This is a genomic window from Nocardia sp. IFM 10818 (genome assembly GCF_054655275.1).
Genome location: NZ_BAAHJH010000001.1, coordinates 1955720 through 1980076, shown reverse-complemented (window position 1 = coordinate 1980076; position 24357 = coordinate 1955720). Strand labels below are relative to the sequence as shown.

25 protein-coding genes are annotated in these 24357 nt (G+C 67.5%); 12 read left to right on the top strand and 13 right to left on the bottom strand.

The annotated features are described in order from the left end of the window. The first annotated feature begins 67 nt into the window (after nucleotides 1-67). The 7 genes from ACYQ5L_RS08840 (at nucleotide 68) to ACYQ5L_RS08810 (ending at nucleotide 6830) form a co-directional block, all read left to right on the top strand. Nucleotides 68-871, top strand: coding sequence for an ABC transporter permease (locus tag ACYQ5L_RS08840; protein ID WP_459956904.1), 804 nt, complete (start codon nucleotides 68-70; stop codon nucleotides 869-871). Then, on the top strand, nucleotides 864-1679 hold the full coding sequence (locus ACYQ5L_RS08835) for an ABC transporter permease (RefSeq protein ID WP_459956903.1): 816 nt from the start codon (nucleotides 864-866) through the stop codon (nucleotides 1677-1679). The genes ACYQ5L_RS08840 and ACYQ5L_RS08835 overlap by 8 nt, the downstream gene beginning before the upstream one ends. Then, the gene (locus ACYQ5L_RS08830; protein WP_459956902.1) at nucleotides 1676-2659 is read left to right on the top strand and encodes an ABC transporter ATP-binding protein; all 984 of its coding nucleotides are present in this window, start codon (nucleotides 1676-1678) and stop codon (nucleotides 2657-2659) included. Before ACYQ5L_RS08835 ends, ACYQ5L_RS08830 begins: the two co-directional genes overlap by 4 nt. A gap of 148 nt (nucleotides 2660-2807) precedes the next feature. Then, nucleotides 2808-5387: a sensor histidine kinase gene (locus ACYQ5L_RS08825; RefSeq protein ID WP_459956901.1), complete on the top strand. Its 2580-nt coding sequence runs from the start codon at nucleotides 2808-2810 to the stop codon at nucleotides 5385-5387. 12 nt (nucleotides 5388-5399) lie between these two features. Next, the gene (locus ACYQ5L_RS08820; RefSeq protein ID WP_379203456.1) at nucleotides 5400-5828 is read left to right on the top strand and encodes a roadblock/LC7 domain-containing protein; all 429 of its coding nucleotides are present in this window, start codon (nucleotides 5400-5402) and stop codon (nucleotides 5826-5828) included. Further along, nucleotides 5825-6253 carry a DUF742 domain-containing protein gene (locus ACYQ5L_RS08815; protein ID WP_459956900.1) on the top strand — a complete coding sequence of 143 codons (429 nt, stop codon included), beginning with the start codon at nucleotides 5825-5827 and terminating at the stop codon, nucleotides 6251-6253. The genes ACYQ5L_RS08820 and ACYQ5L_RS08815 overlap by 4 nt, the downstream gene beginning before the upstream one ends. After that, the gene (locus ACYQ5L_RS08810; RefSeq protein ID WP_459963363.1) at nucleotides 6234-6830 is read left to right on the top strand and encodes a GTP-binding protein; all 597 of its coding nucleotides are present in this window, start codon (nucleotides 6234-6236) and stop codon (nucleotides 6828-6830) included. Before ACYQ5L_RS08815 ends, ACYQ5L_RS08810 begins: the two co-directional genes overlap by 20 nt. A 362-nt stretch (nucleotides 6831-7192) precedes the next feature. On the opposite strand, the gene ACYQ5L_RS08805 is transcribed toward ACYQ5L_RS08810, so the two are convergent. Continuing rightward, the gene (locus ACYQ5L_RS08805; RefSeq protein ID WP_459956899.1) at nucleotides 7193-7513 is read right to left on the bottom strand and encodes a hypothetical protein; all 321 of its coding nucleotides are present in this window, start codon (nucleotides 7511-7513) and stop codon (nucleotides 7193-7195) included. 470 nt (nucleotides 7514-7983) lie between these two features. Between ACYQ5L_RS08805 and ACYQ5L_RS08800 the strand changes: the two genes are divergently transcribed. Then, nucleotides 7984-8577 (top strand): DUF4254 domain-containing protein, encoded by a 594-nt coding sequence (locus tag ACYQ5L_RS08800; RefSeq protein ID WP_459956898.1) that lies wholly within the window; start codon nucleotides 7984-7986, stop codon nucleotides 8575-8577. 78 nt (nucleotides 8578-8655) lie between these two features. On the opposite strand, the gene ACYQ5L_RS08795 is transcribed toward ACYQ5L_RS08800, so the two are convergent. From ACYQ5L_RS08795 to ACYQ5L_RS08785, 3 genes are read right to left on the bottom strand one after another with little or no spacing between them, the layout of a single operon-like run. Further along, complete coding sequence (locus ACYQ5L_RS08795; protein ID WP_459956897.1) at nucleotides 8656-8994, bottom strand: hypothetical protein; 339 nt, start codon at nucleotides 8992-8994, stop codon at nucleotides 8656-8658. Continuing rightward, a complete protein-coding gene (locus tag ACYQ5L_RS08790; RefSeq protein WP_459956896.1) occupies nucleotides 8995-10143 on the bottom strand; it encodes a fatty acid desaturase family protein in 1149 nt (382 codons plus the stop codon). It abuts the gene before it with no gap. Between the two features lie 34 nt (nucleotides 10144-10177). After that, nucleotides 10178-11239, bottom strand: coding sequence for a ferredoxin reductase (locus tag ACYQ5L_RS08785; RefSeq protein ID WP_459956895.1), 1062 nt, complete (start codon nucleotides 11237-11239; stop codon nucleotides 10178-10180). Nucleotides 11240-11411: 172 nt separating this feature from the next. Here ACYQ5L_RS08785 and ACYQ5L_RS08780 point away from each other — a divergent pair, with 172 nt between their 5' ends. Then, nucleotides 11412-12020 carry a TetR family transcriptional regulator gene (locus tag ACYQ5L_RS08780; RefSeq protein WP_379203442.1) on the top strand — a complete coding sequence of 203 codons (609 nt, stop codon included), beginning with the start codon at nucleotides 11412-11414 and terminating at the stop codon, nucleotides 12018-12020. Here ACYQ5L_RS08780 and ACYQ5L_RS08775 read toward each other — a convergent pair whose 3' ends face one another. Then, nucleotides 12021-13394, bottom strand: a complete 1374-nt coding sequence (locus tag ACYQ5L_RS08775; protein WP_459956894.1) for an MFS transporter — start codon at nucleotides 13392-13394, stop codon at nucleotides 12021-12023. 10 nt (nucleotides 13395-13404) lie between these two features. After that, nucleotides 13405-14448, bottom strand: a complete 1044-nt coding sequence (locus ACYQ5L_RS08770) for a helix-turn-helix transcriptional regulator (RefSeq protein ID WP_459956893.1) — start codon at nucleotides 14446-14448, stop codon at nucleotides 13405-13407. Nucleotides 14449-14880: 432 nt separating this feature from the next. Between ACYQ5L_RS08770 and ACYQ5L_RS08765 the strand changes: the two genes are divergently transcribed. After that, nucleotides 14881-16233, top strand: a complete 1353-nt coding sequence (locus ACYQ5L_RS08765; protein ID WP_459956892.1) for an MFS transporter — start codon at nucleotides 14881-14883, stop codon at nucleotides 16231-16233. A 179-nt stretch (nucleotides 16234-16412) separates the two neighbouring features. Here the strand turns inward: ACYQ5L_RS08765 and ACYQ5L_RS08760 are convergent, their stop codons facing one another. Both ACYQ5L_RS08760 and ACYQ5L_RS08755 read right to left on the bottom strand, forming a co-directional pair. Continuing rightward, nucleotides 16413-16715 (bottom strand): hypothetical protein, encoded by a 303-nt coding sequence (locus tag ACYQ5L_RS08760; RefSeq protein WP_459956891.1) that lies wholly within the window; start codon nucleotides 16713-16715, stop codon nucleotides 16413-16415. A 166-nt stretch (nucleotides 16716-16881) separates the two neighbouring features. After that, a complete protein-coding gene (locus tag ACYQ5L_RS08755; protein WP_459956890.1) occupies nucleotides 16882-17106 on the bottom strand; it encodes a hypothetical protein in 225 nt (74 codons plus the stop codon). A gap of 40 nt (nucleotides 17107-17146) precedes the next feature. On the opposite strand from ACYQ5L_RS08755, the gene ACYQ5L_RS08750 reads away from it, so the two are divergent. Next, on the top strand, nucleotides 17147-17788 hold the full coding sequence (locus tag ACYQ5L_RS08750) for a dihydrofolate reductase family protein (RefSeq protein WP_459956889.1): 642 nt from the start codon (nucleotides 17147-17149) through the stop codon (nucleotides 17786-17788). On the opposite strand, the gene lysA is transcribed toward ACYQ5L_RS08750, so the two are convergent. The 5 genes from lysA to ACYQ5L_RS08725 form a co-directional block, all read right to left on the bottom strand. Beyond that, a complete protein-coding gene (gene lysA, locus ACYQ5L_RS08745; protein ID WP_459956888.1) occupies nucleotides 17766-19112 on the bottom strand; it encodes a diaminopimelate decarboxylase in 1347 nt (448 codons plus the stop codon). The genes ACYQ5L_RS08750 and lysA overlap by 23 nt on opposite strands. A gap of 142 nt (nucleotides 19113-19254) precedes the next feature. Continuing rightward, nucleotides 19255-20049, bottom strand: a complete 795-nt coding sequence (cmrA, locus tag ACYQ5L_RS08740; protein WP_459956887.1) for a mycolate reductase — start codon at nucleotides 20047-20049, stop codon at nucleotides 19255-19257. 25 nt (nucleotides 20050-20074) lie between these two features. Further along, on the bottom strand, nucleotides 20075-20662 hold the full coding sequence (locus ACYQ5L_RS08735; protein WP_459956886.1) for a VOC family protein: 588 nt from the start codon (nucleotides 20660-20662) through the stop codon (nucleotides 20075-20077). Next, nucleotides 20662-22689, bottom strand: coding sequence for an oxidoreductase (locus ACYQ5L_RS08730; protein ID WP_459956885.1), 2028 nt, complete (start codon nucleotides 22687-22689; stop codon nucleotides 20662-20664). The genes ACYQ5L_RS08735 and ACYQ5L_RS08730 overlap by 1 nt, the downstream gene beginning before the upstream one ends. Next, nucleotides 22686-23264, bottom strand: a complete 579-nt coding sequence (locus ACYQ5L_RS08725) for a PadR family transcriptional regulator (RefSeq protein WP_459956884.1) — start codon at nucleotides 23262-23264, stop codon at nucleotides 22686-22688. Before ACYQ5L_RS08725 ends, ACYQ5L_RS08730 begins: the two co-directional genes overlap by 4 nt. A gap of 659 nt (nucleotides 23265-23923) precedes the next feature. Here ACYQ5L_RS08725 and ACYQ5L_RS08720 point away from each other — a divergent pair. Next, nucleotides 23924-24163 carry a hypothetical protein gene (locus ACYQ5L_RS08720; RefSeq protein WP_459956883.1) on the top strand — a complete coding sequence of 80 codons (240 nt, stop codon included), beginning with the start codon at nucleotides 23924-23926 and terminating at the stop codon, nucleotides 24161-24163. Nucleotides 24164-24357 lie beyond the last annotated feature (194 nt).

Below are 24357 nucleotides of genomic sequence, written 5' to 3'. Positions count from 1 at the left end.
TTCCGACCGCGCAGGGGTTTCCGGGGGCATGCCCGGACGGCCCGAGAGTTGGTAGTGTCAATCTCTTGTGCGCGCCGACGTGGGGGTTTATTGGCAACTGGTCAGAGCCGGATTCCGCAGACAGTCGCAATACCGGCTGGCCATGGCCGCGGGCCTGATCACCAATGTCATCTTCGGCTTCGTCCGCGCCGCGGTGCTGATGGCCGCGGTGGCGGTCAACCCCACCTTCGGCGGCTACTCCGACGGCACCATCGGCGCCTACATCTGGCTGTCGCAGGGGCTGCTCGGCGCCATCGCCTTCTGGCATCTGCCCGATATCGTCGAGCGCATCCGCACCGGCGATATCGCCATCGACTTCCTGCGCCCCATCGACATCCAATTCGCGCACACCGCCGAATATCTCGGCCGCGCCGTCTGCACCCTCATCCCGCGCGGGCTGCCCAGCATCGCCGTCGGCGCGCTCACCTTCGGGCTGGCCTTCCCGGATACGCCCGGCCCCTACCTCCTCGGCGCCATCAGCCTCGTGCTGGCCATGGCGGTGTCGTTCCTGTCCATGTTCGCCGTCTGCCTCACCGGATTCTGGCTCATCGAGACGCGCGGCATGCGGGCGCTGCACATGATCCTCGGCACCTTCCTGGCCGGGCTCTTCGCGCCGGTGCACCTGTTCCCCGACTGGCTGCGCGTCATCGCCTACGCCACCCCGTTCCCGTCCATGCTGCAATCGCCCATCGATGTGCTCTCCGGCCGCACCACCGGTCTGGACGCCGTGCAGCACGTTGGCGCGCAATGCTTCTGGCTGATCACCCTGGTGGTCGCCGGGCAGCTCATGCTGCGCGCCGGACGCCGCAAGCTGGAGGTGCAGGGTGGCTGACCCGCGTCCGTCGGCACTGGCCCCCTACCGCGCGGTGCTGGCCTCCCGCATCCGCGCGCAGCGGGCCTATCCCCTGTCCTTCGCGACCGAGGTGCTCAGCGCCTTCCTCATCGGCCTGGTCGAATTCGCCGAGATGTGGGTGATCTTCACCAATGTGCCGCAGCTGGGCGGCCTCACCCTCCATGGCATGCTGCTGCTGTTCGGGCTCAGCAATACCTCCTTCACCATCGCCGATATGCTTGTCGGACATGCCGATACGCTGCCGACGTATATCCGGATGGGCCGGCTGGACGCCTTCTACCTGCGGCCGCAGCCCTTGCTGCTCCAGCTCATGACCAGCGATATCGCCCTGCGCCGGGTGGCGCGCATCGCGGTCGCGGTCACCGTGCTCGGCGTCGGCCTCGCCCGCAACGACATCGACTGGACCCCAGCGCATATCGCGCTGTTCACCATTACCCTGATCGCCGGCGTCGCCATCTTCGCCGGCCTGTTCATCTGCGCGGCCGGCGTACAGTTCTTCCTCATCGACGGGGCCGAGCTGACCAATGCCTTCACCTACGGCGGGTCCTATGCCTCGATGCAGCCCACCTCGGTCTTCCCCACCTCGATGAAACTCGTTTTCGCCCTGCTGATTCCGGTCGCCTTCACCTCGTATCTGCCCACCATCGCACTGCTCGGGCTGCCCGGCCCGGCGCTGCTGCCGAACTGGCTGGCGTGGGCGTCGCCGGTGGCCGCGCTGTGGGTGTGGGCGGCGGCGCTGTGGGTGTGGCGGCAGGGCACCAGGCACTATCAAGGAGGCGGCGGGTGAGCGAGCCCATCATCGATATCGAAGGCCTGACACGCACTTTCGTGCTGCACCGCAAGGAGGGCCGCTGGCGGCGCCGCCGCGAGGTGCTCACGGCCGTGGACGATATGAGCTTCCGCATCGAGCGCGGCGCGGCGGTCGGATACATCGGCGCGAACGGCGCGGGCAAGTCCACCACCATCAAGATGATCACCGGGATCCTGGTGCCGAGCGCGGGGCGGCTGCGCACCTGCGGCCTGGATCCGGTGCGGCAGCGGCGCGAACTGGCCGCCCGCATCGGGGTGGTGTTCGGGCAGCGCTCGCAGCTGTGGTGGGATCTGCCGCTGCGCGAATCGTTCTCGATCCTGGCCGCCATCCATCGGCTGGAGCCCGGCGTGGCCGCGGCGCGCACGCACGAGCTGGTCGAGCAGCTGGAGATGACGGGCACCCTGGACACCCCGGTGCGGCAGCTGTCGCTGGGCCAGCGCATGCGCGCCGAGGTCGCCGCGGCATTGCTGCACTCGCCGAAGCTGGTCATTCTGGACGAGCCGACCATCGGCCTGGACGTGCTGTCCAAGCAGCGATTACGGGAGTTCCTGCGGCACGAGCGCGCCGAGCGCGGCACCACCCTGCTGCTCACCACCCACGATATGGGCGATATCGAGCGGCTGTGCGAGCGCGTGCTGGTGGTCGATCACGGCAGTCTGGTCTACGACGGCTCGCTCACCGGGCTGGCCGCCACCGTGGGCGCGCACCGGGTGCTCACCGTCGATCTGGCCGAGCCCACACCCGATCTCACCGATCTGCCGGGCGCGAAGCTGCTGGACACCGAGGGAGCCGGCATGCGCCAGCGCCTCGCCTTCGACACCGAGAGCACCACCGCCGCGCAGTTGCTCGCGGCGGTGTCGGCGCGCGCCGAGGTCCGGGATCTGTCCATCGAGGAACCGGACATCGAGGACGTGGTGCGCCGGATCTACGAGGCCGCCGGTTCGCTGAAACCCTGAACGGCGCGCCTGTGAGGCGTTGTTCACGCTGTTGTCTCCTGCCCGACGCGAACAGCACATCTGCTTCTCATGGAATGTGACGGGATGTTGGCCGATGTCAGGAGTGAGCGTGGCTTTGCGGGCGGCGGGTTTGTTGCCGAGAGGTAGCGTGAAGCTCACGGCGGCACGCGATCTCACCCGGCCGCGCACCATTCGCGCGCGGCTGCGGCGCATTCTCGTGGTGTCGGTGGCCCTGGTGCTGGCGCTGCTCACCGTCATCATCGTCACCGAGACCGACCGCTACCGCGATACCGGCGATGCCGTCGGCGCGGTGAATCTGGCGCTGGCCGTGCAGGATCTGGTGCACGAGCTGCAGCGCGAGCGCGGCATCACCAATGGCCTGCTCGGCGGTGACGGCACCCTGCGCAATTCCGTCAACGATCAGCGCGCGCTCACCGATCTCGCCCTGCACGCGCTCACCCGCACCCTGGACACGCTGCCGGCCGGGGCCGACAAGGTGCGCTCGGCGCTCGAACAGCTCTCCGGGCTCAGCGCCAATCGCGCCGATGTGGATGGCGGCCGGATCGGCGCCTCGGTCTCGTTCAGCTTCTACACCAATGCGATTCTCGGACTGAACCAGGCACGTCCGAGTCCGGAGGAAACCTGGGACACCGCGCTGTGGCGGGGCCTGCAGACGCTCTTCGCGCTCGGCGATGTGAAGGAGTACACCGCGCAGGAGCGCGGCTTCCTCAACGGCGTCTTCACCAAGGGCGAGTTCAGCGGCCGGGAGTACGTGCAGTTCCTCGACATTCGCGCCGGGAAACAGGTCGCCATCACCGCCTTCGCCCGCGACGCCACCGCCGCGCAGCGCTCCCGGCTCAATGACATCCTGCGCACCGATGCCGCCCTGCGGGTCGGCGAGGCGGAGTCGGTGGCCTTCGACTCGGTGCGCGGCCCGCTGACCGAGCCGGTCGACGCCGCGCTGTGGTGGCGGCACATGACCGAGGTCATCGATGCCGAGCACGCGGCGCAGGCCCGCATCGGCGCCGAGATCCGCGATCGCGCCGATGAATTGCGCCGGGACGCGTTCCTGTGGCTGACCGCCTACGCCCTGGCCGCCGCCCTCGCCCTGGCCGCGCAGATCGCGCTGGTGGTGGCCACCGTGCGCGCCATCGTGCGGCCGCTGGCGGAATTGGCCGAGGAGGCCGGCGAGGTCGCCGAACGGCGGCTGCCGCAGCTCATCGAGGCCTGGCACGACGACTCCGGCTCCGAACCCGAGCCGCCGGAGCCGGTGCGCGCCGACGAGAGCGCCGGCGAGGAGATCGTGTCGGTGGCGCACGCCCTCGATCGCGTGCAGGCCACCGCCTTCGAACTCGCCTCCGCCCAGGCGCGACTGCGCCGCAACACCACCGAATCCATGGCCAATCTGGCCCGGCGCAATCAGAACCTGGTGCGCCGCCAGCTCGGGCTGATCAGCGATTTCGAGCGCGAGGAGCTCGATCCCAAGGCGCTGTCCAATCTGTTCGAGCTGGATCACCTGGCCACCCGTATGCGGCGCAATGCCGAGAGCCTGCTGGTGCTGGTCGGCGAATCCGCACCGCGGCGATGGTCGCAGCCCATTCCGCTGAGCGATGTCATTCGGGCCGGTCTGTCCGAGGTCGACGACTACCGCCGCGTGGTGCTGCGCCGGGTCGACGAGGTGGCCATTACCGGCGCCCAGGTCAGCGATCTCGCCCATATGCTGGCCGAGCTCATCGAGAACGGATTGTCTTTCTCCCCACCGGATCTGGAGGTGGAGATCTACGGCCGCCGGATGGGCCAGCGGTACATGATCGCCGTGGTGGACCACGGCGTCGGCATGCCGTCCGAGCAGCTCGCCACCGCCAATGCCCGGCTGCGCGGCGAGGCCGACTTCCTGGTCGCGCCCACCCGGTTCCTGGGTCATTTCGTGGTGGGCCGGCTGGCCAAGCGCCTCGGTGTGGAGGTGGAGCTGACCGTCTCGCCGGTGAGCGGCGTGGTGGCGCGGCTGCTGCTGCCGCAGGCCCTGCTCGCCGATCGGGACTCGACGGCGCCCGATCTGCCCGCGCCCGAGCCGAAACACGCCGCGACGCACGCGCAGTCGGCGAGAACGCCGAACGGGTCCCAGGCCGGACGGCATCGCTCGCCACAGGCAGCAGCCGAGAGCGTTGTCGAAATACACACTGCCACAGCTGATTCTCTGATCGCCGACACATCGGATCTTCCCGTCGCGTTCGGCGACGAGGCTGGCTCGATCACCAGTGACTCGATCAACAACGGCTCGATCGACAACGGCGCCGTCATCGAGGCCGTCAACGGCGCGCGCGGCGGCTCCCGCGTCAACGGCGCCGCGGCGGTAGCACACCGGGTCGAACCCATGGCGCTCGTCGCCGCACCGGATTCTTCTGCGGAACAGGTGCTCTCACCGGACCCCGAGCCGGTAACCGTGGGCGCGAACACATCTCACGACGCCGTTCCGGAAACGGTGCCGGAGGTGCAACGTACGCGAAACGGTCTCGTCAAGCGCAACAGGAAGACTCGTGAGCATTCGGGCGCCGTGCCGGGCAGCGCCCAACCCGCCTCGGGCACCCCACCCGAGGCGAACCCCCGGCCCACCCCGCCGCTCGCGGAACGCTCCCCCGAGCAGGTGCGCAGCATGCTCGCCGGCTTCCGGACCGGGCATCAGCGCGGCGAGCGCGGTGAGCCACCCCGCCCGGGCTCGAATCCCTAGGAGGACCCGCACGTGACGACCCACTACACCGAGACCGATCCGCACACGTTCAACTGGCTGCTGGCCGATTTCGTGCGCACCACCGACGGCGTCCGCGACGCCGTCGCCGTCTCCTCCGACGGATTGCTCATGGCCATGTCCGCCGGCCTGGATCGCACCGGCGGCGACCGGCTCGCCGCCATTGTGTCGGGGCTCACCAGTTTGGGCCGAAGCGCTTCGCGCAGTTACGATTTCGACGGTCTGCGGCTCATCATGATCGAGATGGGGCGCGGATTCCTGTTGGTCTCCTCGGTCGCCAACGGCAGCTGCATCGGCGTGATCGCCGACAGCACCGCCGATGTCGGCCTGGTCGGCTATCAGATGGCCGTCCTGGCCGAGCGCGCCGGCACGCTCCTCACCCCGGCGCTCATTACCGAATTACGGGAGTCGTTGGGCCGATGAGCGATGCGCACCGCCTCCCGGACCCCCGGATGATCCGGCTCGCCCAGCCCACCGGCTGGACCGCGGCCACTTCCTCGCTGCCGCATCCGGCGGCCGGCGAGTTCGACGAGCACGTGGTGCGGCCGTTCATGATGACGGCGGGACGCACCACACCACTGGTGGACGGCCTGCGCATCGAGACCCTGGTGCGCGCCACCCCGGCCGCGCTCACCGCACCGCTGCGGTTCGAGCAGGAACGGGTGGCGCGGCTGTGCCAGCGCCCGCATTCCATTGCCGAGATCGGCGCCGCCCTGCGGGTGCCGGTCGGCGTGGCCCGGGTGCTGGTCAGCGATCTGGTCTCGGCGGGCCATGTCGCGGTGAGCGAGGGAAGTGAACTCTCCATCGCCGCCATCGAAAGGATTCGAGATCTTGTTCGGGCACTCTGAAAATTCCGCGCCGGCGCTGGCGTCGTCGGTGAAGATCGTGGTCAGCGGCGGCTTCGGCGTCGGCAAGACCACGCTCATCGGGGCCATCTCCGAAATCGAGCCGCTGGCCACCGAGGCCGCCATGACCGAGGTCTCGGTCGGCGTGGACAATCCGGGCCTGGCGTCGGGGAAGACCACCACCACCGTGGCGCTGGACTTCGGCCGCATCACCCTGGACTCCTCGCTGGTGCTCTATCTGTTCGGCACGCCGGGGCAGGAGCGCTTCGAATTCCTCTGGGACGATCTGCTCGACGGCGCACTGGGCGGGGTCATTCTGGTCGACACCGCGCGCGTCGAGGACTGCTATCCGGTGCTCGACTTCTTCGAACAGCGGCGCACGCCGTTCGTGGTGGCGGTCAACCGGTTCCAGGCCGCCGAGCGGTTCGAGCTCGAGGAGGTCCGCGAGGCGCTGGATATCGATCCGGCGGTGCACATGATGGATTGCGATGCGCGCGACCGGGAATCGGTCAAGCACGTTCTCGTCGCGCTGTTGGAACAGATCTTGCAGGCGCGCCGCACGCCCGCGCTCATGGGCTGAAGCCCGGACCCCCGCAGCAGGTCCGGGCCCGCGGCATCAAAAACGCCCCGGGTGCGTCGCACCCGGGGCGCTGCCCGAAAACCCTTCGAATGAAGTAGCTTTAGCGGCCGAACGAGCCGGTGAAGAGGGTGTTGAGGATACCGCTCAGCGCCGCCGAACCGGTGTTGAACAGGCCATTGAGGGCAGCGGAACCAGTGTCGATGATAACCGGGATCATTTTTCAACCTCTCTGTTGGTAACGCCGTCGATCGGGATTTCCGGTCGGCGACGTGACCCACCTTGCCGAGGCATGCTTACGAGACCCTGGTCTGTTGCTGTGATGTTGCTGAGACGCGCTGTGACCCCCCGCACACCGCTGCGCGCTACTTTGGGGCAGTACCTTCCGCCGAATAGAGGCTCACTTCGCCGCCCTCCCCCAGGAACGCGTTGACCAGCATCGTTCCGCTGGAACGCAATTCATCGGGCGTCGGCGCCTCGGTGGTGATGGAAATCTGCGGGACCGCCGCCCAGTTCACCACATAGCGTTCCGGCGGGCCGTTGTCGCCGGAGAGATGCGCCAGCCGGAAGACCGACACCTGCCGGCGAACAATCAGACTCCGCACGACTTCGGCAATTCGCTCCGGGTCTTCCAGCGCGAACATGAAGCCGAATCGCAGCTCCGGTGACGAGGCATAAGCGGGCACGAATACCGAGGCTAACGGACCACGGCCCGTATCGCCCCCGGCGCGCCGCAGCGATAGCTATTCATAAGCCTAAGAAACAGACTGCTCGGACTACCCGGCGGTACGACCCGGCCCGGCGCCGTCCGCACCCATTCCGGCAAGCGCCGCGAAGGTGTCGATAGGCTCCCGAACGCAGCACCCACGTGACCGTACCGAGATGCTGTATAACAATTTTCAGGCAGCTTCCCCGATCACGCGCCAGGTGGTTGCGCCCGTTCGACTATCGCGCTTTCCTGAATATGTCCCGCATTTCCTGGACAGTCTTCTATCGCATCGTCGCGGATTTCCCGGTTTCTTCACCGTGTCGTTTGGTGATGGCTGCGCGTTCCGGGATGCGGGACTGCGCCGGAGCCGAGGGGAGCCCCTCCCCGAAACCCCCTCGGCCCTGGCGCATCCAGTCGACTACGGCCTAGGGGCTAAGGGTGGGAACTATGGCAACCGACTACATCGGTGCGGGATTCGGGGCCGAGCTTCCGCCGCCGTCACTGCTGTTGCGCGCCTTCCGCGATCCGGTATCCCTCGACCGGCCCGATCGAGAAGTGCTCGATTCCGCCTATGAGCTGGCCCGATGCCATGAGCGCCGGCATCGCGCACACGAGGCCGCGCACGCCGACGGGGCCACGCCCAGCCGGGTGGCGGACTGCAGCCAGCTCGTCGAGGACATCGACGAGCGGCGCGCCCAACTGGTGGCGCGGATCGACGATTGGGTGGCGGGGCACATCCCGCACCGCAACGGAGCCTCGCTGCACACCGAGACCCTCGGCGCGGTCATCGATCGGATGGCGGCGAAATGGGTTGCCGCACAACAGGCTTTGGGTGGTCCGCTACCGGCCGCGCGGCCGGCGAAGAACGGCGACGGGCGGACCCGGCCGCGCACCGGACCGCACCGGGTGAGCGAGGACCGGCCCCGCAACGGCGACAGCGAGGCGCACCTGCACTGGTATCGCCTCGCCGAACTCGCCGACGGCTACAAGGACCTGATCACCGAGGTGGCGCAGCACCGGCGGCGACTGCCCGTGTGGTAATTCCCATTGGCCACAGACCTCGAGGCTTCGGGGCTACGCCCCTGGAGCCTCGCAGATCCTGGCGGCGCGTTTCGGCTCTCAGTAGCGGCGGGTTTCCACTACCTCGGCGTCGATGACATCCGCGGGCCCGGTTGCTTCGGACTTCGGCGGCGTGGCCGAATCATCCTGTGCGACAGGAGCTTCCGGCTCCTCGTCGAGATCCCCGCCGACGTCCTCGGCGCGCTGGGCGGCGGCGTCGCGGGCGGCGGCCGCCGCGGCCTCACGCATTTCGATGGCGTCGGTGATCCAATCGCCGATCTCCCGGGTCACCTCGGCGACCGTACCGGTAATGATCGTTGCGATATTGCCGACGTGCCGCGCTCCGGACGACGTCAATTCCTGGATCAGATCCTTGTTGCTTTCGAATTTTCCGATCATCTACACGCCCACTTCGCTAGCCTGCCCCCGGCGCATCACGATAACACTCGCAGGTTTCGGTTTCCCGGTGAGGAACGGCGGCAGGGCCAGCTTGAACAGCTTCAGCCAGACCGAACCGATCTGCTTGGTGAAACGGCCGGTGTTGTAGGGCAGGCCGTGCTTTTCGCACAGCGCCTTCACCTCGGGCGCGATTTCCGGATACCGGTTGGCGGGCATATCCGGGAACAGGTGGTGCTCGATCTGGTGCGAGAGGTTCCCGGACATGATGTGGAACAGCTTCCCGCCGGTGATATTGGCCGAACCCAGCATCTGGCGCACGTACCACTCGCCGCGGGTCTCATTGGCGGTCTCCTCCTCGGTGAACGTCTGTACGCCGGTCGGGAAGTGACCGCAGAAGATGATGGAGAAGGTCCACAGGTTGCGCACGATATTGGCGGTGAAGTTCCCGGCCAGCGTGGACAGGAACAGCGGGCCGGTGAGCGCGGGGAAGATGACGTAGTCCTTGAGGACCTGCTTGCTCGCCTTGCGCGCCTGACCGGTGACCAGCTCCTTGATCTCCTGCCAGCTGCGCTTGCCCCGGACGATGTTCTCCACCTCCAGGTCGTGGCCCATGACGCCCCATTCGAAGGCGACCATGAGGATGAAGGCGTAGAGCGGATTGCCCAGCCGCAGCGGATTCCAGGCTTGGCCCTCGTCCACCCGCAGGATGCCGTAGCCGATATCGCGGTCCATGCCGTGGATATTGGTGAAGGTGTGGTGCATGTAGTTGTGCGAGTGCCGCCACTGGTCGCCCGGGCAGACGGTGTCCCATTCGAACTCGCGGGAGTTCAGGCCGGGCTCACGCATCCAGTCCCACTGGCCATGCATGACATTGTGGCCGATCTCCATATTGTCGAGGATCTTGGAGACGCTGAGCGCGGCCACGCCCGCCAGCCAGAACGGCGGCAGGAAGCCCAGGTACATGAGGCCGCGGCCGGCGATCTCGAAACCGCGCTGGGCCCGGATGATCGAGTAGATGTAGTCGCGGTCGCGGTCGCCCAGATCGGCGGTGATGCGGGCGCGCAGCTCGTCGAGCTCACGGCCGATCTCCTCGACCTGCTCGGGGCTCAGGACCAGCGGTCCGGCCTTGGTCTCGGTGAGTATCGCCATGGTGAAACCCTCCCTTTCGGATGGCTGATGTCGGTCAGATAGCGAGATCCACGTCCCCGACGGGGGCGTTGATGCAGAGCTGGATGGGCTGGTCGGGATCGGCGTCGAGTTCGCCGGTGCGCAGATTGCGGGTGCAGCCGGACTTCTTGACCGCGGTGCAGGTGAAGCAGATGCCCATGCGGCAGCCGTAGGCCGGGCTGAGACCGGCGGCCTCGGCCTGCTCGAGCAGGCTCGCGCCGGTGTTCTCGAGGGACTTGCCGCTGCCGGAAAAGCTGATCGTGCCTTCCGCGGTGGCCGGATCGGCCGGGGCGGCGGCGAGGGTGAACTCCTCCGAGTGCAGGCGGTCGGCGAGCTGCTCGGCCTCGTAGACCGTGCGCACGGCCTTCATCAGTCCGGGCGGCCCGCACAGGTAGGTCTGGGCGAGGTGGAACCAGGGCGCGAGCTGCTCCAGCTCGTCGTAGCCGAAATGCGGATCGCGCTGCAGCTCCGGGTACCGGAATTCGATCCGGAAATTGGTGTGCTGCATGGCGATCGCCTCGAGCTCGGTGCGATGCGGCACCCATTCCGGAGAACGGTTGTAATGCAGGAACAGCACCCGGCCCTGATACCGCTCGGTGGCCAGGGTGCGCAGCATGGACAGCACCGGGGTGATGCCGCTGCCGCCGCTGATGAGGACGATCCGGTCGGGTCGCTCCTCGGGCAGGTGGAAGACGCCGGACGCGGGCGCCAGATCCACGACCATGCCGGGGATGGCGTTCGCGTGCAGGTAGTTCGACACCAGGCCCTGCGGATGCGCCTTGATGGTGAGCTCGATGTGCCGGTCCCGGCGAGCCTGCGCGTTCACCGGCGAATAGCAGCGGGTATGGCGGATCCCGTCGATGACCACGCCGATCTGCACGTACTGGCCGGCCAGGTGCCCGGTCCACTGCCGGGTCGGCCGCAGCGTCAGGGTGACCGAGCCGACCGCGCTGCGCCGCACATGGGTGATCTCCGCGCGCATCTGGCGCAGCGTGAGGGTGGGGCGCACCAGCTCCAGGTAGCGATCCAGCGGATGCGGGGTGGTCAGTTTCTCCACGAGGTCGATGAGTCCAACCATGCGGGCCTCCTGTCGTGTCGGGTGGTTGTCACCGACACCCAAGTTTTTCGGTGCACATCTGTACACTGAGTTAGTGTGCCCGCTGAAGGCCTTCCACTTCAACCGGCAGTTCGTGTGACCCACACGACATCTCTCGAATGGAACGAATGTGAACGGATGTATGCTCATCGAAATGAGCGAGCAGGCGGCAACCCGAGTCGAGCGCAAGGAGCGCACCCGCGCGGCCCTGCTGGACGGCACCCTCGCGCTGGCCGCCGACCGGGGCTTCGCGGCGCTGAGCCTGCGCGAGATCGCCCGCTCCGCGGGCATCGTGCCGACCGCGTTCTACCGGCACTTCACCTCCCTCGACGAGCTCGGCACCACGCTGGTCGAGGAGGGCGTCCGTCAACTCCGCTTGGCGCTGCGGGAAATGCGCCGCACCCCGAATGCCCGGCTGGCCGAGACCGTGCGCTTCGTGTTCGAGCAGGTCGACCAGCGGCGGGACCTGTGGGGCTTCCTGATTCGCGAACGGCACGGCGGCTCCGCGCCGCTGCGCGGGGCCATTGCCGTCGAAATGCAGCTCATCGTGCGCGAACTCGTGGTCGACCTGTCGCGGATCCGGGCCCTGGACACCTGGTCGCCCGATGATCTGGAGCTGGCCGCCGATCTCATCGTCTCGACGGTGGCCGATCGCATTGCCGACTACGTCGTCACCGATGCGCGGGAGCGCCCGCGCATCATCGACCGGGCGGTGCTCCAGGTCCGGCTCATCGCCCTCGGCATGGGCGCCTGGAAGCCGTGATCAGCGCCCCTGCAAATCATTGGCGCGCAGGGGAATCAGCGCCGCCAAGCCAATGGCGAGCACCAGCACCAGGCCGATGATGCCGTAGCGGTCCTCGCCGGTCGCCCAGACGAACAGCCCGAAAAGGCTGGGAGCCATGAAGGATACGGCGCGGCCGGTGGTGGTGTAGAGCCCGAAGAGCTGCCCCTCGCGACCGGGCGGGGCGATGCGGGCCAGGAACGAGCGGGCCGAAGCCTGTGCGGGGCCGACGAATACGGCCAGGATCAGGCCGAAGATCCAGAACATGAGGGCGCCGGAGACCACCAGCAGCGCCAGGCCGCAGGCGATGATGGCGGCCAGCGAGAACACGATCACCGGTTTGGGCCCGATCCGGTCGTCGAACCGGCCCGCGATCAAAGCACCCAGCGCGGCAACGACATTCGCGGCCACGCCGTAGAGCAGCACATCGGAGTCGGCGATGTCGTACACCCGGACCGCGAGCACCGCGCCGAAGGTGAAGACTCCGGCCAGGCCGTCGCGGAAGATGGCGCTGGCGAAGAGGAATCCGACCGTGCGGCGATCGGTGCGCCACAGCTCGCGGATATCGCGGAACAGCACGCGATAGGAATCCCCCACCGCGTGGAACCAGGCGAGCAGCCAATGCCGCTTCGGCCCGGTCTCGAGCTGTACGGCCGCGCCCGGATCGGCGTCGGTGCGCGGCAATTCGGGCACCGCGAAGAATACCGGCAGCGCGAAGGCCGCGAACCACACCGCCGCCAGCACCGCGACCAGGCGGATATTCAGGCCCTCATCGGTGGGCACGCCCAGCAGGCCGCGGAAATCGCCGTCCCCGCTGATGAATCCGAAATAGCAGATGAGCAGCAGGAAGATGCCGCCGAAATAGCCCATGGCCCAGCCGAATCCGGAGGTCCGGCCCACGGTCCGCGGCGTGGACACCTGCCGCAGCATGGCGAAGTACGGCACATTGGACAGCTCGAAGAAGGTCGCGCCGAGCGCCAGCAGCACCAGGCCCAGCCACAGGTAGTGGTAGTCGTCGCGGACGAAGAACAGCCCCGCCATGCTCAGCACGGTCAGGGCGGTCAGGATGCCCAGCGACAGTTTGCGGCGCGCGGTGGCGTCGAACCACTGCCCGCTCACCGGGGCGGTGATGGCCACCAGCAGGCCGGAAATGCCGAGCGCCCAGCCCAGCCAGGCGCTCGCGGAGGTGCCGCCCGGCAGATCGTCGCCCACCTTGTCGGTGAGATACACCGAGAAGACGAAGGTCAGCGTGACCGCCTGGAAAGCGGCCGACCCCCAATCCCACAGCCCCCACGCGAGGACCTGCCCGCGTCCCGTGGCCTGCCCGATGGTCGCCCGACCCGGAACCTCCGTCATGCTGCGCAGACTATGCGACCGAATCCGGTCCGGCCAATGAATCGCCCGTCCACCCGTGTTCGCGCCGCCAATGCTCCTCCCACGGTTGCCGCCGCTGGGTCTCCGACATGCCCAGCAGCCCGTGCAGCCGCTCCCACCCGGCCGCGTTCTCCGGCGTCCACACCTGCACCCACGCCCCGGCAATGGACGGCAGCGACATGGATGTCAGCACCATCTCCAGCTCCCCGATGGCGAGATTGCGGATCACCCTGGTGCGCCCCACCGGCGTCGCCACATCATTGCGCGCCCACATGGCCGCGAATTCCGCGCTGTCCGCGCAGAGATCGTCCACGAACGAGGTCCACTCCGGATCCTGCAGATGCTTGGCATACGCCGCCCGCAGGTACCCGACCATGCGCGCCAGATGCTCCGGATGACCGGCCGGATACGGATTGCAGCACTCCGGCGTCAGGAACACGTGCCGCAGCACATTTCGATGCGCGCGGACGAAACCGGGATACATCGCGGCATAGGACGCGTTGTGCGCCATCAGGTCATACCGAGCATTGAGCAGCGCCGCCGGCAAGGGCTGCAGGTGATCGAGAATCACCTGCAGCTCCGGCGGCACCGGACCATCCGCCTGCGGACTGGGCACCGTCGGCACATTCGCCAGCTGATACAGATGCGCTCGCTCCGCGCCGTCCAGGCAGAGCGTGCGCGAAACAGCGTCCAGCACCTGCACACTCACATTGATATCCCGCCCCTGCTCCAGCCACGTGTACCAGGTGACCCCCACCCCGGCGAGCTGCGCCACCTCCTCGCGGCGCAAGCCGGGGGTGCGCCGCCTCGACCCGGCGGGCAGCCCGACATCGGCCGGCGTGATCCGCGCCCGCCGCGATTTCAGGAAGGCCGACAACTCCTCCCGCTGCGCCTTGCGGGCCCGCCGGGGTCCGCCCGCCGGCCGCCCGCTCGGCACCGCCGCCGGGCGCTGCGGCGTGAGGTCGCCGACAGCCACGCGGGGGTCGGGGTCACGCTCGATGCCCGCCGAGCTTCGGTCGCTGCGCACTGAGTTCACGCCACCATCCTGCCGGGCGCCGGCACCCGTATCCAGGTGCTGCCAATACCCGTATAAACGGACTCCTACCTGCCGAGCCGGGCCCGGAACAACCTCATCTGCATGACGAAACTCCCGACCCGCGCGACCGATCACCCGGCGACCGGCCGAGCTCACCCGGCTGACGGACCCGGCCGTTCGGTACCGACCGTGATACGCCGCCATCCCCGCGGCGCCGACCGTCTGCTCAGCGCGGTGGAGAAGCCGCCCACCGCAACACGACGCGCGACCGGCACAGCACCGGACGCAGCGGGACCCCTTCTCTATTCCGATGACAGAACCCATGATCCGGCTCGATCGGCACGCGGGGCCGTCACGGGCAGTTCGAGTGCGACCGGCAAGGCGGAGGATTCGGCCCGCGACGGAGCGGGCCCTGGAGAGCGGCGAGCCTGGGTGGTGCTCGCGGTCATCCTGTGCGGGCAGTTCGTGTCGGTGCTGGATACGTCGATCGTCAATGTGGCTATGCCCGCGATCCGGATCTCCTTGGGGACAACAGGTTCGGAATTGCAGTTGATCGTCTCGGGGTATGTGATCGCCTATGCGGTGCTGCTGGTGACCGGGGCGCGGCTGGGTGATCGGCTCGGGCAGCGGACCATGTTCGTGGCGGGTCTGACGATCTTCACGGTGGCCTCGCTGGCCTGCGGGCTGGCGTGGAATGCACCGGCGCTCATCGTGTTCCGATTCCTGCAAGGCATCGGGTCGGCCGCCATGGTACCGCAGGTGATGACGATCATTCAGCGCGCCTTCGCCGGAACCACACGGGCGCGGGCGATTTCGGCCTACGCGGCGGTGACATCGGGTGCGATGGTCGCGGGCCAGATCCTCGGAGGGCTCATCGTCAGCGCAGATCTCTTCGGAACCGGTTGGCGTGCAGTGTTTCTGGTGAACGTTCCCATCGGAGTCTTGCTGCTGATCGTGGCACCGCGACTGCTGCCCCTCACAACGCGGGTGGACCGCAAGCTGGACCTGCCCGGGCTCGCCGTCCTGACATCGTCGGTTCTGCTGCTGGTGGTGCCGCTCGTGCTCGGCCACGAGCAGGACTGGCCGCTGTGGTCGCTGCTCGCAATGGTCGCCGCCGCAGTGGGATTCGCAGGCTTCGCGCTCGTCGAGCGCCAGGTGCACCGGCGCGGCGGGGAACCGCTGTTCGCCGATCGCGTCCTACGTGCCCCGGGCCTCGTCCTCAGCGCCATCACGCTGTTCCTGGTCATGTGCACCGTCGGCGGCTCCCTGTTCGTCATGGCCATCCACCTGCAGAGCACACTCGGCTACAGCGCCCTGCACGCCGGACTGCTGTTCCTCCCCAACGGAATCGCCTTCGCCCTGTGCAGCCTGAATTGGCAGCGCATCCCCACCCGATTCCACGCGGCCGTGGTCCCCACCGGACTGGTGCTGGCCGCCGCCGCCTTGACCGCCATGGGTCTGTTGCTACGCGACGGCAGCGAGCCGGGCGCCCTGGAACTGGCGGTCTTCGCCATCATGGGCGCCGGATTCAGCCTCTGCTTCGGACCGCTCGTCGCCCGCGCCACCACCCGCGTCCCGACCGCACTGGCCGCGGACGCGAGCGGGATCCTCGTGACCGGCACCCAACTGGGCGTGGTCGTCGGGATCGCGAGTTTCGGTTCCTTGTTCCTGAGCCTGGCCGGGACCACCACCCTGTCAGCCGCGCACGCGTTCGCGGCCGCCGGTCTCGCAGAGGGCGCGATTGCGCTGGTCGCGGCCGCTTTGGCGGTGCGAGCAGCACGATGAGCGCCCCCTGGATGCGCCACCCGAAGGCGCCGCCATCCTCCGGCATGTGAAACGACATCAACCGGGAACTGGTGGCGGCGAAGCCCGAGAGGGCCGCGCCACCAGTTCCCGGTCGACAGTGTTTCAAATCGAGATTCGGTCGACACGCACGCACATGCCGACGAGCGAGCGGCCTGTCGCTAGGGAAATCTGCTCTTACCGGTGGGTGGCCGCTGTTCGATTGCTTGACGAGCGACCGTCCAGACCGCTTCGAATTCCTCGGCCGACATTTGGTCGAGGGCACTCGCCTCGACGTCCCAATCGTCGGCGCTACCCTCCGCGAGAACGCCATATTCACGCTCGTACGCCTGAACTTCAGCGATTCCCCCGTGGTCGCGGGCGTACATCACCTCCGCAAGCGACGCGGCCGTGATGGGCTCACCATCAGCACCTCGAAGTTCGACTTGTCGGTTCGGCCAGCCATCATCATCGAGTTCGATCATGAGCCAGATACCCTCATCCGCGTAGTAGTCGCGAATCCACCTCATCCGAACAGTATTACGGCCCTCTGCTGTCACTCAGGAAGCGCACGGTCATGCCTCTTTCTCGTGCTGGCCGCCGCGACCTCGCCGAACACAGCAGCCGCGGACCGTGCGGTTCAGCGCCGCCTCAGAACAGCCGATCGCCCGAAGGCTTCGGTGCGGGCGTGGTCCGCGTGCGTGGGTGCTCCTCGTCGTCGATGGCGTCCTGGATCGCGTCGATCCGGTCCTGAACCACCTCGGCGCGCGCTACCAACTCGACCCGGTCGGGCTCGGTGAGGCTCTCGGCGTCGAGCTTCTCGAAAACGCATGAGAGTGCCGACCGTAAGTCCTCCAGCCTGCTGTCCGACTCCACGGGACCTCACCTTACGCGGTGTCAGGGGTGTGTCAGTTCGGTGTCAGCCGGCTTGACGAGTGTGTGTCCGCAAAGCGATTTCGACACACCGATGATGCGAGGGCAACACATGGGAAAGATCATCCATTTCATCAACCAGTCGCTGGACGGCTTCATCGAAGGGCCGAACGGCGAGTTCGACTGGCCGATCATGGATCCCGAACTGAGTGGATACAGCCGCGAAGCCGCGGAGCAGGCGGATGGGTTTCTGTACGGGAGGGTCGTGTGGGACATGATGTCGTCGTACTGGCCCAGGGCCGAGGAGATTTCCGATCATTCACACGATCTGGAGTTCGCGCCGATGTGGCGGGCCAAGCCGAAGGTCGTCATGTCACGGACGCTGCGGTCGGCCGACTGGAACACCCGCGTGGTGAACAGTCCGGAGGAGCTCGCGGCGATCAAGGACGGGGAGGACAAGACGCTGATCATCTTCGGCGGCTCGGATATGGCGTCGACGCTCACCGGGCTCGGCCTTATCGACGAGTACCGGATCTTCGTCCACCCCGTCCTGCTCGGCGGCGGCAGGCCGGTTCTCGCCGACCTGAAACCGCGCCGGGAGTTGCGCCTGGTCGAATCACGCACATTCGACAACCAGGTCGTGATGTTGCGGCACGAACTCCTCAGCGGCCGACGTCGCGGCTGAGGAGGTCGTCGATCGTCTCGCGGCGGATGAGTTCGCGGCAGTCGCCGTCGCGGACGGCGATGATGGGCGGGCGGCCGACGCCGTTGTAGGAGGAGGCCAGGGAGTGGTGGTAGGCGCCGGTGCAGGGCATGGCCAGGACTTCGCCGGGGCGGAGGTCGACGGGGAGGCGGACGTCGGTGGCGAGGATGTCGCCGGCTTCGCAGTAGCGGCCGGCGATGGTGGCGGTCATCATCGGGCCGGTGGGGTGGCGGTTGGCCACGACGGCGTCGTAGCGGGCGCCGTAGAGGGCGACGCGGGAGTTGTCGCCCATGCCGCCGTCCACGGTGACGTAGGTGTGGCCGCCTTCGACCTGTTTGATGGACAGCACCCGGTAGAGGGTGATGCCGGCGCGGGCCACGATGGCGCGGCCGGGTTCGATGGAGATGTGCGGGCGGGGGTAGCCGTGCCGCTGGCAGGCGGCGTCGAGGGCGTCCTCGATGATGTCGGCGAGTTCGGGGAGGTTCATTTCCGCATCGCCGCTGCGGTAGGCGACCGCGTGGCCGCCGCCGAGGTCGAGTTCCTTCAGGGTGAGGTCGTATTCGTCACGGATGCGCGCCATTTCGCCGACCATGCGGCGCACGGCCTCGCCGTAGGGGAAGGTGTCGTGGATCTGCGACCCGATATGGCAGTGCAGGCCGACGAGATCCAGATTCGGTTGCCGCATAACGCGTTCCACCGCCTCGGTGAGCGCGTGACCGCCGATGGGGAAGCCGAACTTCTGATCGGTGACACCGGTGCGCACCGCCGGATGACCGTGCACGTCGATATCGGGCGTCACCCGCAGCATCACCTGCTGCGGGTGGGTGGCCAGCGCGGAGAGCAGTGTGATCTCGGTGAGCGAGTCGACGACGATGCGGCCGACACCGCAATTGATGGCCGTCTCCAACTCGGCGAAGGGTTTCCCATTGCCGTGCAATACGATTCGCTGCGGATCCACCCACGACGAGAGCGCGACGGCCAGCTCACCGGCCGAGCACACATCCAGCGAGAGCCCCTCGTCGGTGATCCATTCGGCCACGGCCCGGGTCAGCAGCGCCTTGCCCGCGTAGATGACCTCGGCATCCGGGAACCCCTTCCGATACGCCTGGCAGCGCGCCCGCACCTCGCTCTCGTCGAGCACATAGGTGGGCGTGCCGTACTGATCGGCGATATCGGCGAGCGCCACGCCGCCGACGGTAATGCGACCGTCGGCGTCGTAGTGCGTTTCACGCGGCCAGACCGCCGGATCCAGCCGAGGAAGCATGCCCCCCGACCGCAGCGACGGGAATATGTCGAGCAGCGTCACGATGTCTCCTGAGTCGCCCCCGCCGTTCGGTATGCGGGGCCATTGTCAGGAGTACGCCTGTCCCGGGATTCCGGAAACACCTGGCTACACGCCCTTGACGAGCGAGTACCCGATCTTGACGGATCCTTGACCGCTCAGCCGGTCAGCTGCCCAGCTTCTTGTAGGCGGCGCCGGCGACGACCGAGGTGATGGAGCGCGGCCCGAACTGCCCGGCCAGGCTCATACCCTTGCTGATCAGGCCGGGAACCACGCGCATCTTGTTCCGGGCCAGCGCATCGATGGTGATCTTGGCGGTGTGCGCGGCGGTGACCCAGATGAACTCCGGGATCTTGTTCCCGACCTCTTCCTGATCCGGATTGTCGGTGCGCACCGGGCCGGGCGCCAGCAGCGTGACGTGCACGCCGTGCTCCTTCATCTCCCCGCGCAGCGATTCGGCGAAGGTATTGGTGAACGCCTTCGACGCCGCATAGGTCGTATTGTTCGGAATCGGCATATTGCCCGCCGCCGACCCGGTGATGAGAATCCCGCCGCTGCGCCGCTCGATCATGCTGGGCAGCACCGCGAGAGTCAGATCGTGCACCGCGACCGCATTGAGCTCCATGATGTCGCGCTCGTAGCCCAGATCGAGCTTGGCGAGGGAACCGAAGGTGGCCACGCCCGCGTTGTTGCACAGAATCGCGATATCGCGCTTGGCCAGCTCCTCGGCCAGCGGCGCGCGCTGCTCCCGATTCGACAGATCGACCGCGCGGACCTCGGCGGTGATCCCGTATTTGGCGGTCAGCTTCTCGGCGAGCTGGTTCATCAGATCCTCGCGGCGGGCCACGAGGATGAGCGAATAGCCGCGCGAGGCGAGCTCTTCGGCGAGGGCGGTTCCGATCCCGGAGGAGGCTCCGGTGACGACGGCACGGTTCTCAGCGGTGGGTGCAGGCAAGCTCACGATGAGCGAGCCTACTGGGGCGGGGTCAGCCGCGGGGTTCGGGTTCCATGAAGGCGATGCCCCAGTTGGCGTGCCCGCGCCACACGCTGGCGATGCGACCGCCCTGGACGGCCGGTTTGGGATCGCCGATGGGCCCGCCCTGCGCCCGGACGGCCGCGACGGCGGCGTCCAGATCGGGGGTCATGAAGGCGACGCCGACCAGTGCGGGCGGCAGGCCCGAGCCGACCGCCTCGATGAAGGGCTCGCCCACCCGGTAGAAGGCCATCTCCGGGCCTTCGGGACCGCGCGGGAAGAAGCGGCGGCGCGGCGGAATACCGAGCACCGCGGTGAGATTCGTGACCGCTTCATCGAGATCGGGCGCCCAGTAGACGATGTGATCGACGTGGGTCACGCCATTCGGATGCGAGGCGGCCGTGTCGGCCGAGGCATCCGACAGCAGTGCGGGCACACCCAGCGCGGCCGGATCGGCGTGCACTTCGTCGAAGCCCCAGGCCGCGACGCCCAGCGTGCAGGTGACCTGGCCGATCCGGATCTCGCCGTCGGTGACCGTGAATCCCAGTGCCGCCCAGGCCTGCTCGTCTCCGGGCAGGCCGAGGCGGGTCAGGTTCGGCATCAGATGGCCGCCGCCAGGCGGGTGCCCTGGTTGATGGCGCGCTTGGCGTCCAGTTCGGCGGCCAGGTCGGCGCCGCCGATGAGGTGGATCTTGACGCCCGCGGCCTTCAGGGGTTCTTCCAGGTCCCGCACCGATTCCTGCCCGGCGCACAGGATGACGTTGTCGCATTCGATGACGGTGGGCCGCTGGCGCTTCTCGCCGAAGCTGATGTGCAGGCCCTTGTCATCGATGCGCTCGTAGTTGACGCCGCCGATCTGCTCCACACCCTTGGCCTTGACCGCGGCACGGTGCACCCAGCCGCTGGTCTTGCCCAGATCCTTGCCGAAGGACGACGACTTGCGTTGCAGCAGAACGACTTCACGAGCGGCGGGGGAAGGCTTGGGCGCGGTCAGGAAGCCGCGGGCATTCGGATCGTCGGAGACGCCCCACTCTTCCTTCCACTCGTCGAGCTTGAGACTGGGATGGCCTTCGACGGTGAGGAATTCGCTGACATCGAAGCCGATGCCGCCGGCGCCGATGACCGCGACCTTCTTGCCGACCGGCTTGCCGTCGCGCACCAGCTCGGCGTAGGTGAGTACTTTCGGGTGGTCGATGCCGGGGATATTGGGGATGCGCGGTTTCACGCCGGTGGCCAGGATGACCTCGTCGTAGCGGCCGTCGATGAGCTGCTGGGCGGTGGCGCGGGTGCCGAGATGCAAACGGACGCCGGTGAGTTCGATCTGGCGGGTGAAGTAGCGGACGGTCTCGCTGAACTCTTCCTTGCCGGGGATGCGGCGGGCGATGTCGAACTGGCCGCCGATCTTGTCGTCGGCTTCGAAGAGGTCCACGACGTGGCCGCGCTGGGCCAGGCTCACCGCGGCGGACAGGCCGGCGGGGCCCGCGCCGACCACGGCGACCTTCTTGGTGCGGCGGGTGGGCAGCAGCCGGAGTTCGGTTTCGTGGCCGGCGCGCGGATTCAGCAGGCAGGACACGGTTTTCATCTGGAAGGCGTGATCCAGGCAGGCCTGGTTGCAGGCGATGCAGGTATTGATCTCGTCATTGCGCGCTTCCTGCGCCTTGCGGACCCAGTCGGGATCGGCGAGCAGGGGGCGGGCCAGGGAGATGAGGTCGGAGTCGCCGCGGGTGAGGATCTCCTCGGCGGTCTCGGGCATATTGATGCGGTTGGAGGCGCAGACCGGAATGCTCACCACGTCCTTGACCTTCGCGGTCCACTCCACGAACGCGGCGCGGGGGACCGAGGTGACGATGGTGGGGACGCGGGCCTCGTGCCAGCCGATATCGGTATTGATGATGGTGGCGCCGGCGGCCTCCACATCCTTTGCCACGGCTTCGATCTCGTCCCAGGTCTGGCCGTCCTCCACGAAATCGGCCATGGACAGCCGGAAGACGATGATGAAGTCGGGGCCGACGGCCTTGCGGACGCGGCGGACGATCTCACCGGCGATGCGGCGGCGGTTCTCGGCGGTGCCGCCCCACTTGTCCTTGCGCTTGTTGGTGCGCGGCGCCAGGAACTGGTTGATGAAATAGCCTTCGCCGCCCATGATCTCGACGCCGTCGTAGCCGGCGAACTTGGCCAGGTAGGCGCAGCGGGCATAGTCGTCGATGGTTTGCTCGACGCCCTTGGCGGACAGGGCGCGGGGCTTGAGCGGATTGATCGGGGCCTTGATCGCCGACGCCGAAACACTGCCGGGCATATAGGAATAACGGCCCGCGTGCAGGATCTGCAGCGCGATCTTGCCGCCCTCGGCGTGCACCGCCTTGGTGATGGCGCGGTGCCGGTAGGCCTCGGTCTTATTGGTGAGCTTGGCGCCGAAGGGCATCAGCCAGCCGGTGCGGTTGGGGGCGTAGCCGCCGGTGATGATCAGGCCCACACCGCCTTTGGCGCGCTCGGCGAAGTAGGCGGCAAGGCGGTTGATGTGCCAGGCCCGATCCTCGAGGCCGGTGTGCATGGAACCCATGACCACGCGATTGCGCAGTGTGGTGAATCCCAGGTCCAGGGGTTCGAAGAGATGCGGGTAAGCGCTCATTGCCGAGTGCCTTTCGGGTCGGACGCCTGGGACCGGGCTGTGTCCCGCTGCAGGGCGTCTAGTACTTCGTCACACCAGTCGATGAACCCCTCCTCTACGCGGATGCCGCCGCGCAGGACGAGGTACTGGTGCAGTCTCCGGCCGGTGAGCTGATCCGGCGCGGGGTAGTCCTTCTTCTCGAAGGTGCGGTACAGCTCGAGGCGGTGCGCGTGCTGATCGCGATGCCGCTTCACCTCCGCGCACAGTGCGGGCACGTCACCGAGCGAGGCGGCGCGCAGCTTCACACCGAGTTCATTGCGCATGGGCGCGATATCGATGGGCTCGGCGATCCAGCGGGTGAGCTCCTCCCGCCCGGCCTCGCTGACCGTGTACACCTTCTTGTCGGGCCGGCCCTCCTGCGCCACGGCCTCGGCCGTCACCCACCCCTGCTCCTCCATGCGCTTGAGCACGCGATAGATCTGCTGGTGGGTGGCGTTCCAGAAGAAGCCGATGGACTTGTCGAACCGGCGCGCCAGGTCGTACCCCGAACTGGCGCGTTCGGTCAGCGATACCAGGAGCGCATGTTCGAGGGCCATGCCGCCAGGGTAACTGAGACGATACGTACTATGCAATTCAGTGCATAGAAACGTTGCTTCCGCCCGGGCAGTGCTCATTCCTCCCTCGCGAACAGCCGCCACGTTGGGAACTCGGGCACGTTCTCATCCGGCTCGAGCGTTTCCACCCTGATCACGTAGTCCTGGTTCCATTGCCGCAGCGAATCTCACGATCACGTCTGCGGGGGCGGTATAGCAGACAGCCGGGTGCTGCGGCCCGTTTCCGAAGTCCACGCGCACCAGCCGGCGCGGCAGGTCGTTGTCTGGGTGTAGAACGTCCCTAGGTCGAATGAGCGGTTGCGGGCCGCCATGGCGGCCCACGGGTGGACCCATGCCGGCCTGGCAGAGGCGATCGGCGTAGACCCGAAATCGGTTGAACGCTGGGTCAATCTCGGCCGGATTCCGCGCCGGCGTTCGTCAATCTGTTCGCGGCGGCATGTGACCATATCGACGTTCTGGTCTACGCGGCGGTATTTCTCCACGAGGCGTATCCACGGCTGAATGATCTACTGAAGGAAAGGGCCGAGGCGGGCTGCTCGATACGGATCGCTGTCGGTGACGCCGACAGCGCCAATGTCGGGCAGCGCGGCAGGGAAGAGAAGTTCGGGCATGGCATCGAATCCCGGTGCCGTCTTGCTCTGATGCATTACCAACCGCTGTGCGGGACGTCGGGCATCGAGCTGCGGACCCACGACACGACGCTTTACAACAGCACTTATCGCGCTGACGACCAGATGCTGGTGAATGCTCACATGTGGGGAGTGAACGCATACGGCGCACCCGTCCGGCATCTACGCCGCACTCTCGACGGCGGCCTGTTCGACACCTATGCCGAGAGTTTCGACGCGGTCTGGCGAACAGCCCGACCGGTGGAAAGGTAAGTCGATGGCGCGCACCGAATTCTACGACGACCCAGCCGCACCTGAGCCCAACAGTCTTGTTGTCGCGGCGTCCGCCGTGGTGTGCGACGACCGAGGCCGAATCCTGCTGCAGAGGCGCGCTGACAGCGGCCTGTGAGCACTCCCGGGCGGCGACCTGGCCATCTCCGCCGAGTCCACCGAACTACGGTTCGTCG

Coding starts and splice junctions, on each gene's coding strand:
- ACYQ5L_RS08815 (WP_459956900.1), top strand. CDS start 5,825: ATGAGCGATGCGCACCGCCTCCCGGACCCCCGGATGATCCGGCTCGCC.
- ACYQ5L_RS08800 (WP_459956898.1), top strand. CDS start 7,984: ATGGCAACCGACTACATCGGTGCGGGATTCGGGGCCGAGCTTCCGCCG.
- ACYQ5L_RS08795 (WP_459956897.1), bottom strand. CDS start 8,994: ATGATCGGAAAATTCGAAAGCAACAAGGATCTGATCCAGGAATTGACG.
- ACYQ5L_RS08790 (WP_459956896.1), bottom strand. CDS start 10,143: ATGGCGATACTCACCGAGACCAAGGCCGGACCGCTGGTCCTGAGCCCC.
- ACYQ5L_RS08785 (WP_459956895.1), bottom strand. CDS start 11,239: ATGGTTGGACTCATCGACCTCGTGGAGAAACTGACCACCCCGCATCCG.
- ACYQ5L_RS08780 (WP_379203442.1), top strand. CDS start 11,412: ATGAGCGAGCAGGCGGCAACCCGAGTCGAGCGCAAGGAGCGCACCCGC.
- ACYQ5L_RS08775 (WP_459956894.1), bottom strand. CDS start 13,394: ATGACGGAGGTTCCGGGTCGGGCGACCATCGGGCAGGCCACGGGACGC.
- ACYQ5L_RS08760 (WP_459956891.1), bottom strand. CDS start 16,715: ATGATCGAACTCGATGATGATGGCTGGCCGAACCGACAAGTCGAACTT.
- ACYQ5L_RS08735 (WP_459956886.1), bottom strand. CDS start 20,662: ATGCCGAACCTGACCCGCCTCGGCCTGCCCGGAGACGAGCAGGCCTGG.
- ACYQ5L_RS08730 (WP_459956885.1), bottom strand. CDS start 22,689: ATGAGCGCTTACCCGCATCTCTTCGAACCCCTGGACCTGGGATTCACC.
- ACYQ5L_RS08725 (WP_459956884.1), bottom strand. CDS start 23,264: ATGGCCCTCGAACATGCGCTCCTGGTATCGCTGACCGAACGCGCCAGT.
- ACYQ5L_RS08720 (WP_459956883.1), top strand. CDS start 23,924: ATGCATTACCAACCGCTGTGCGGGACGTCGGGCATCGAGCTGCGGACC.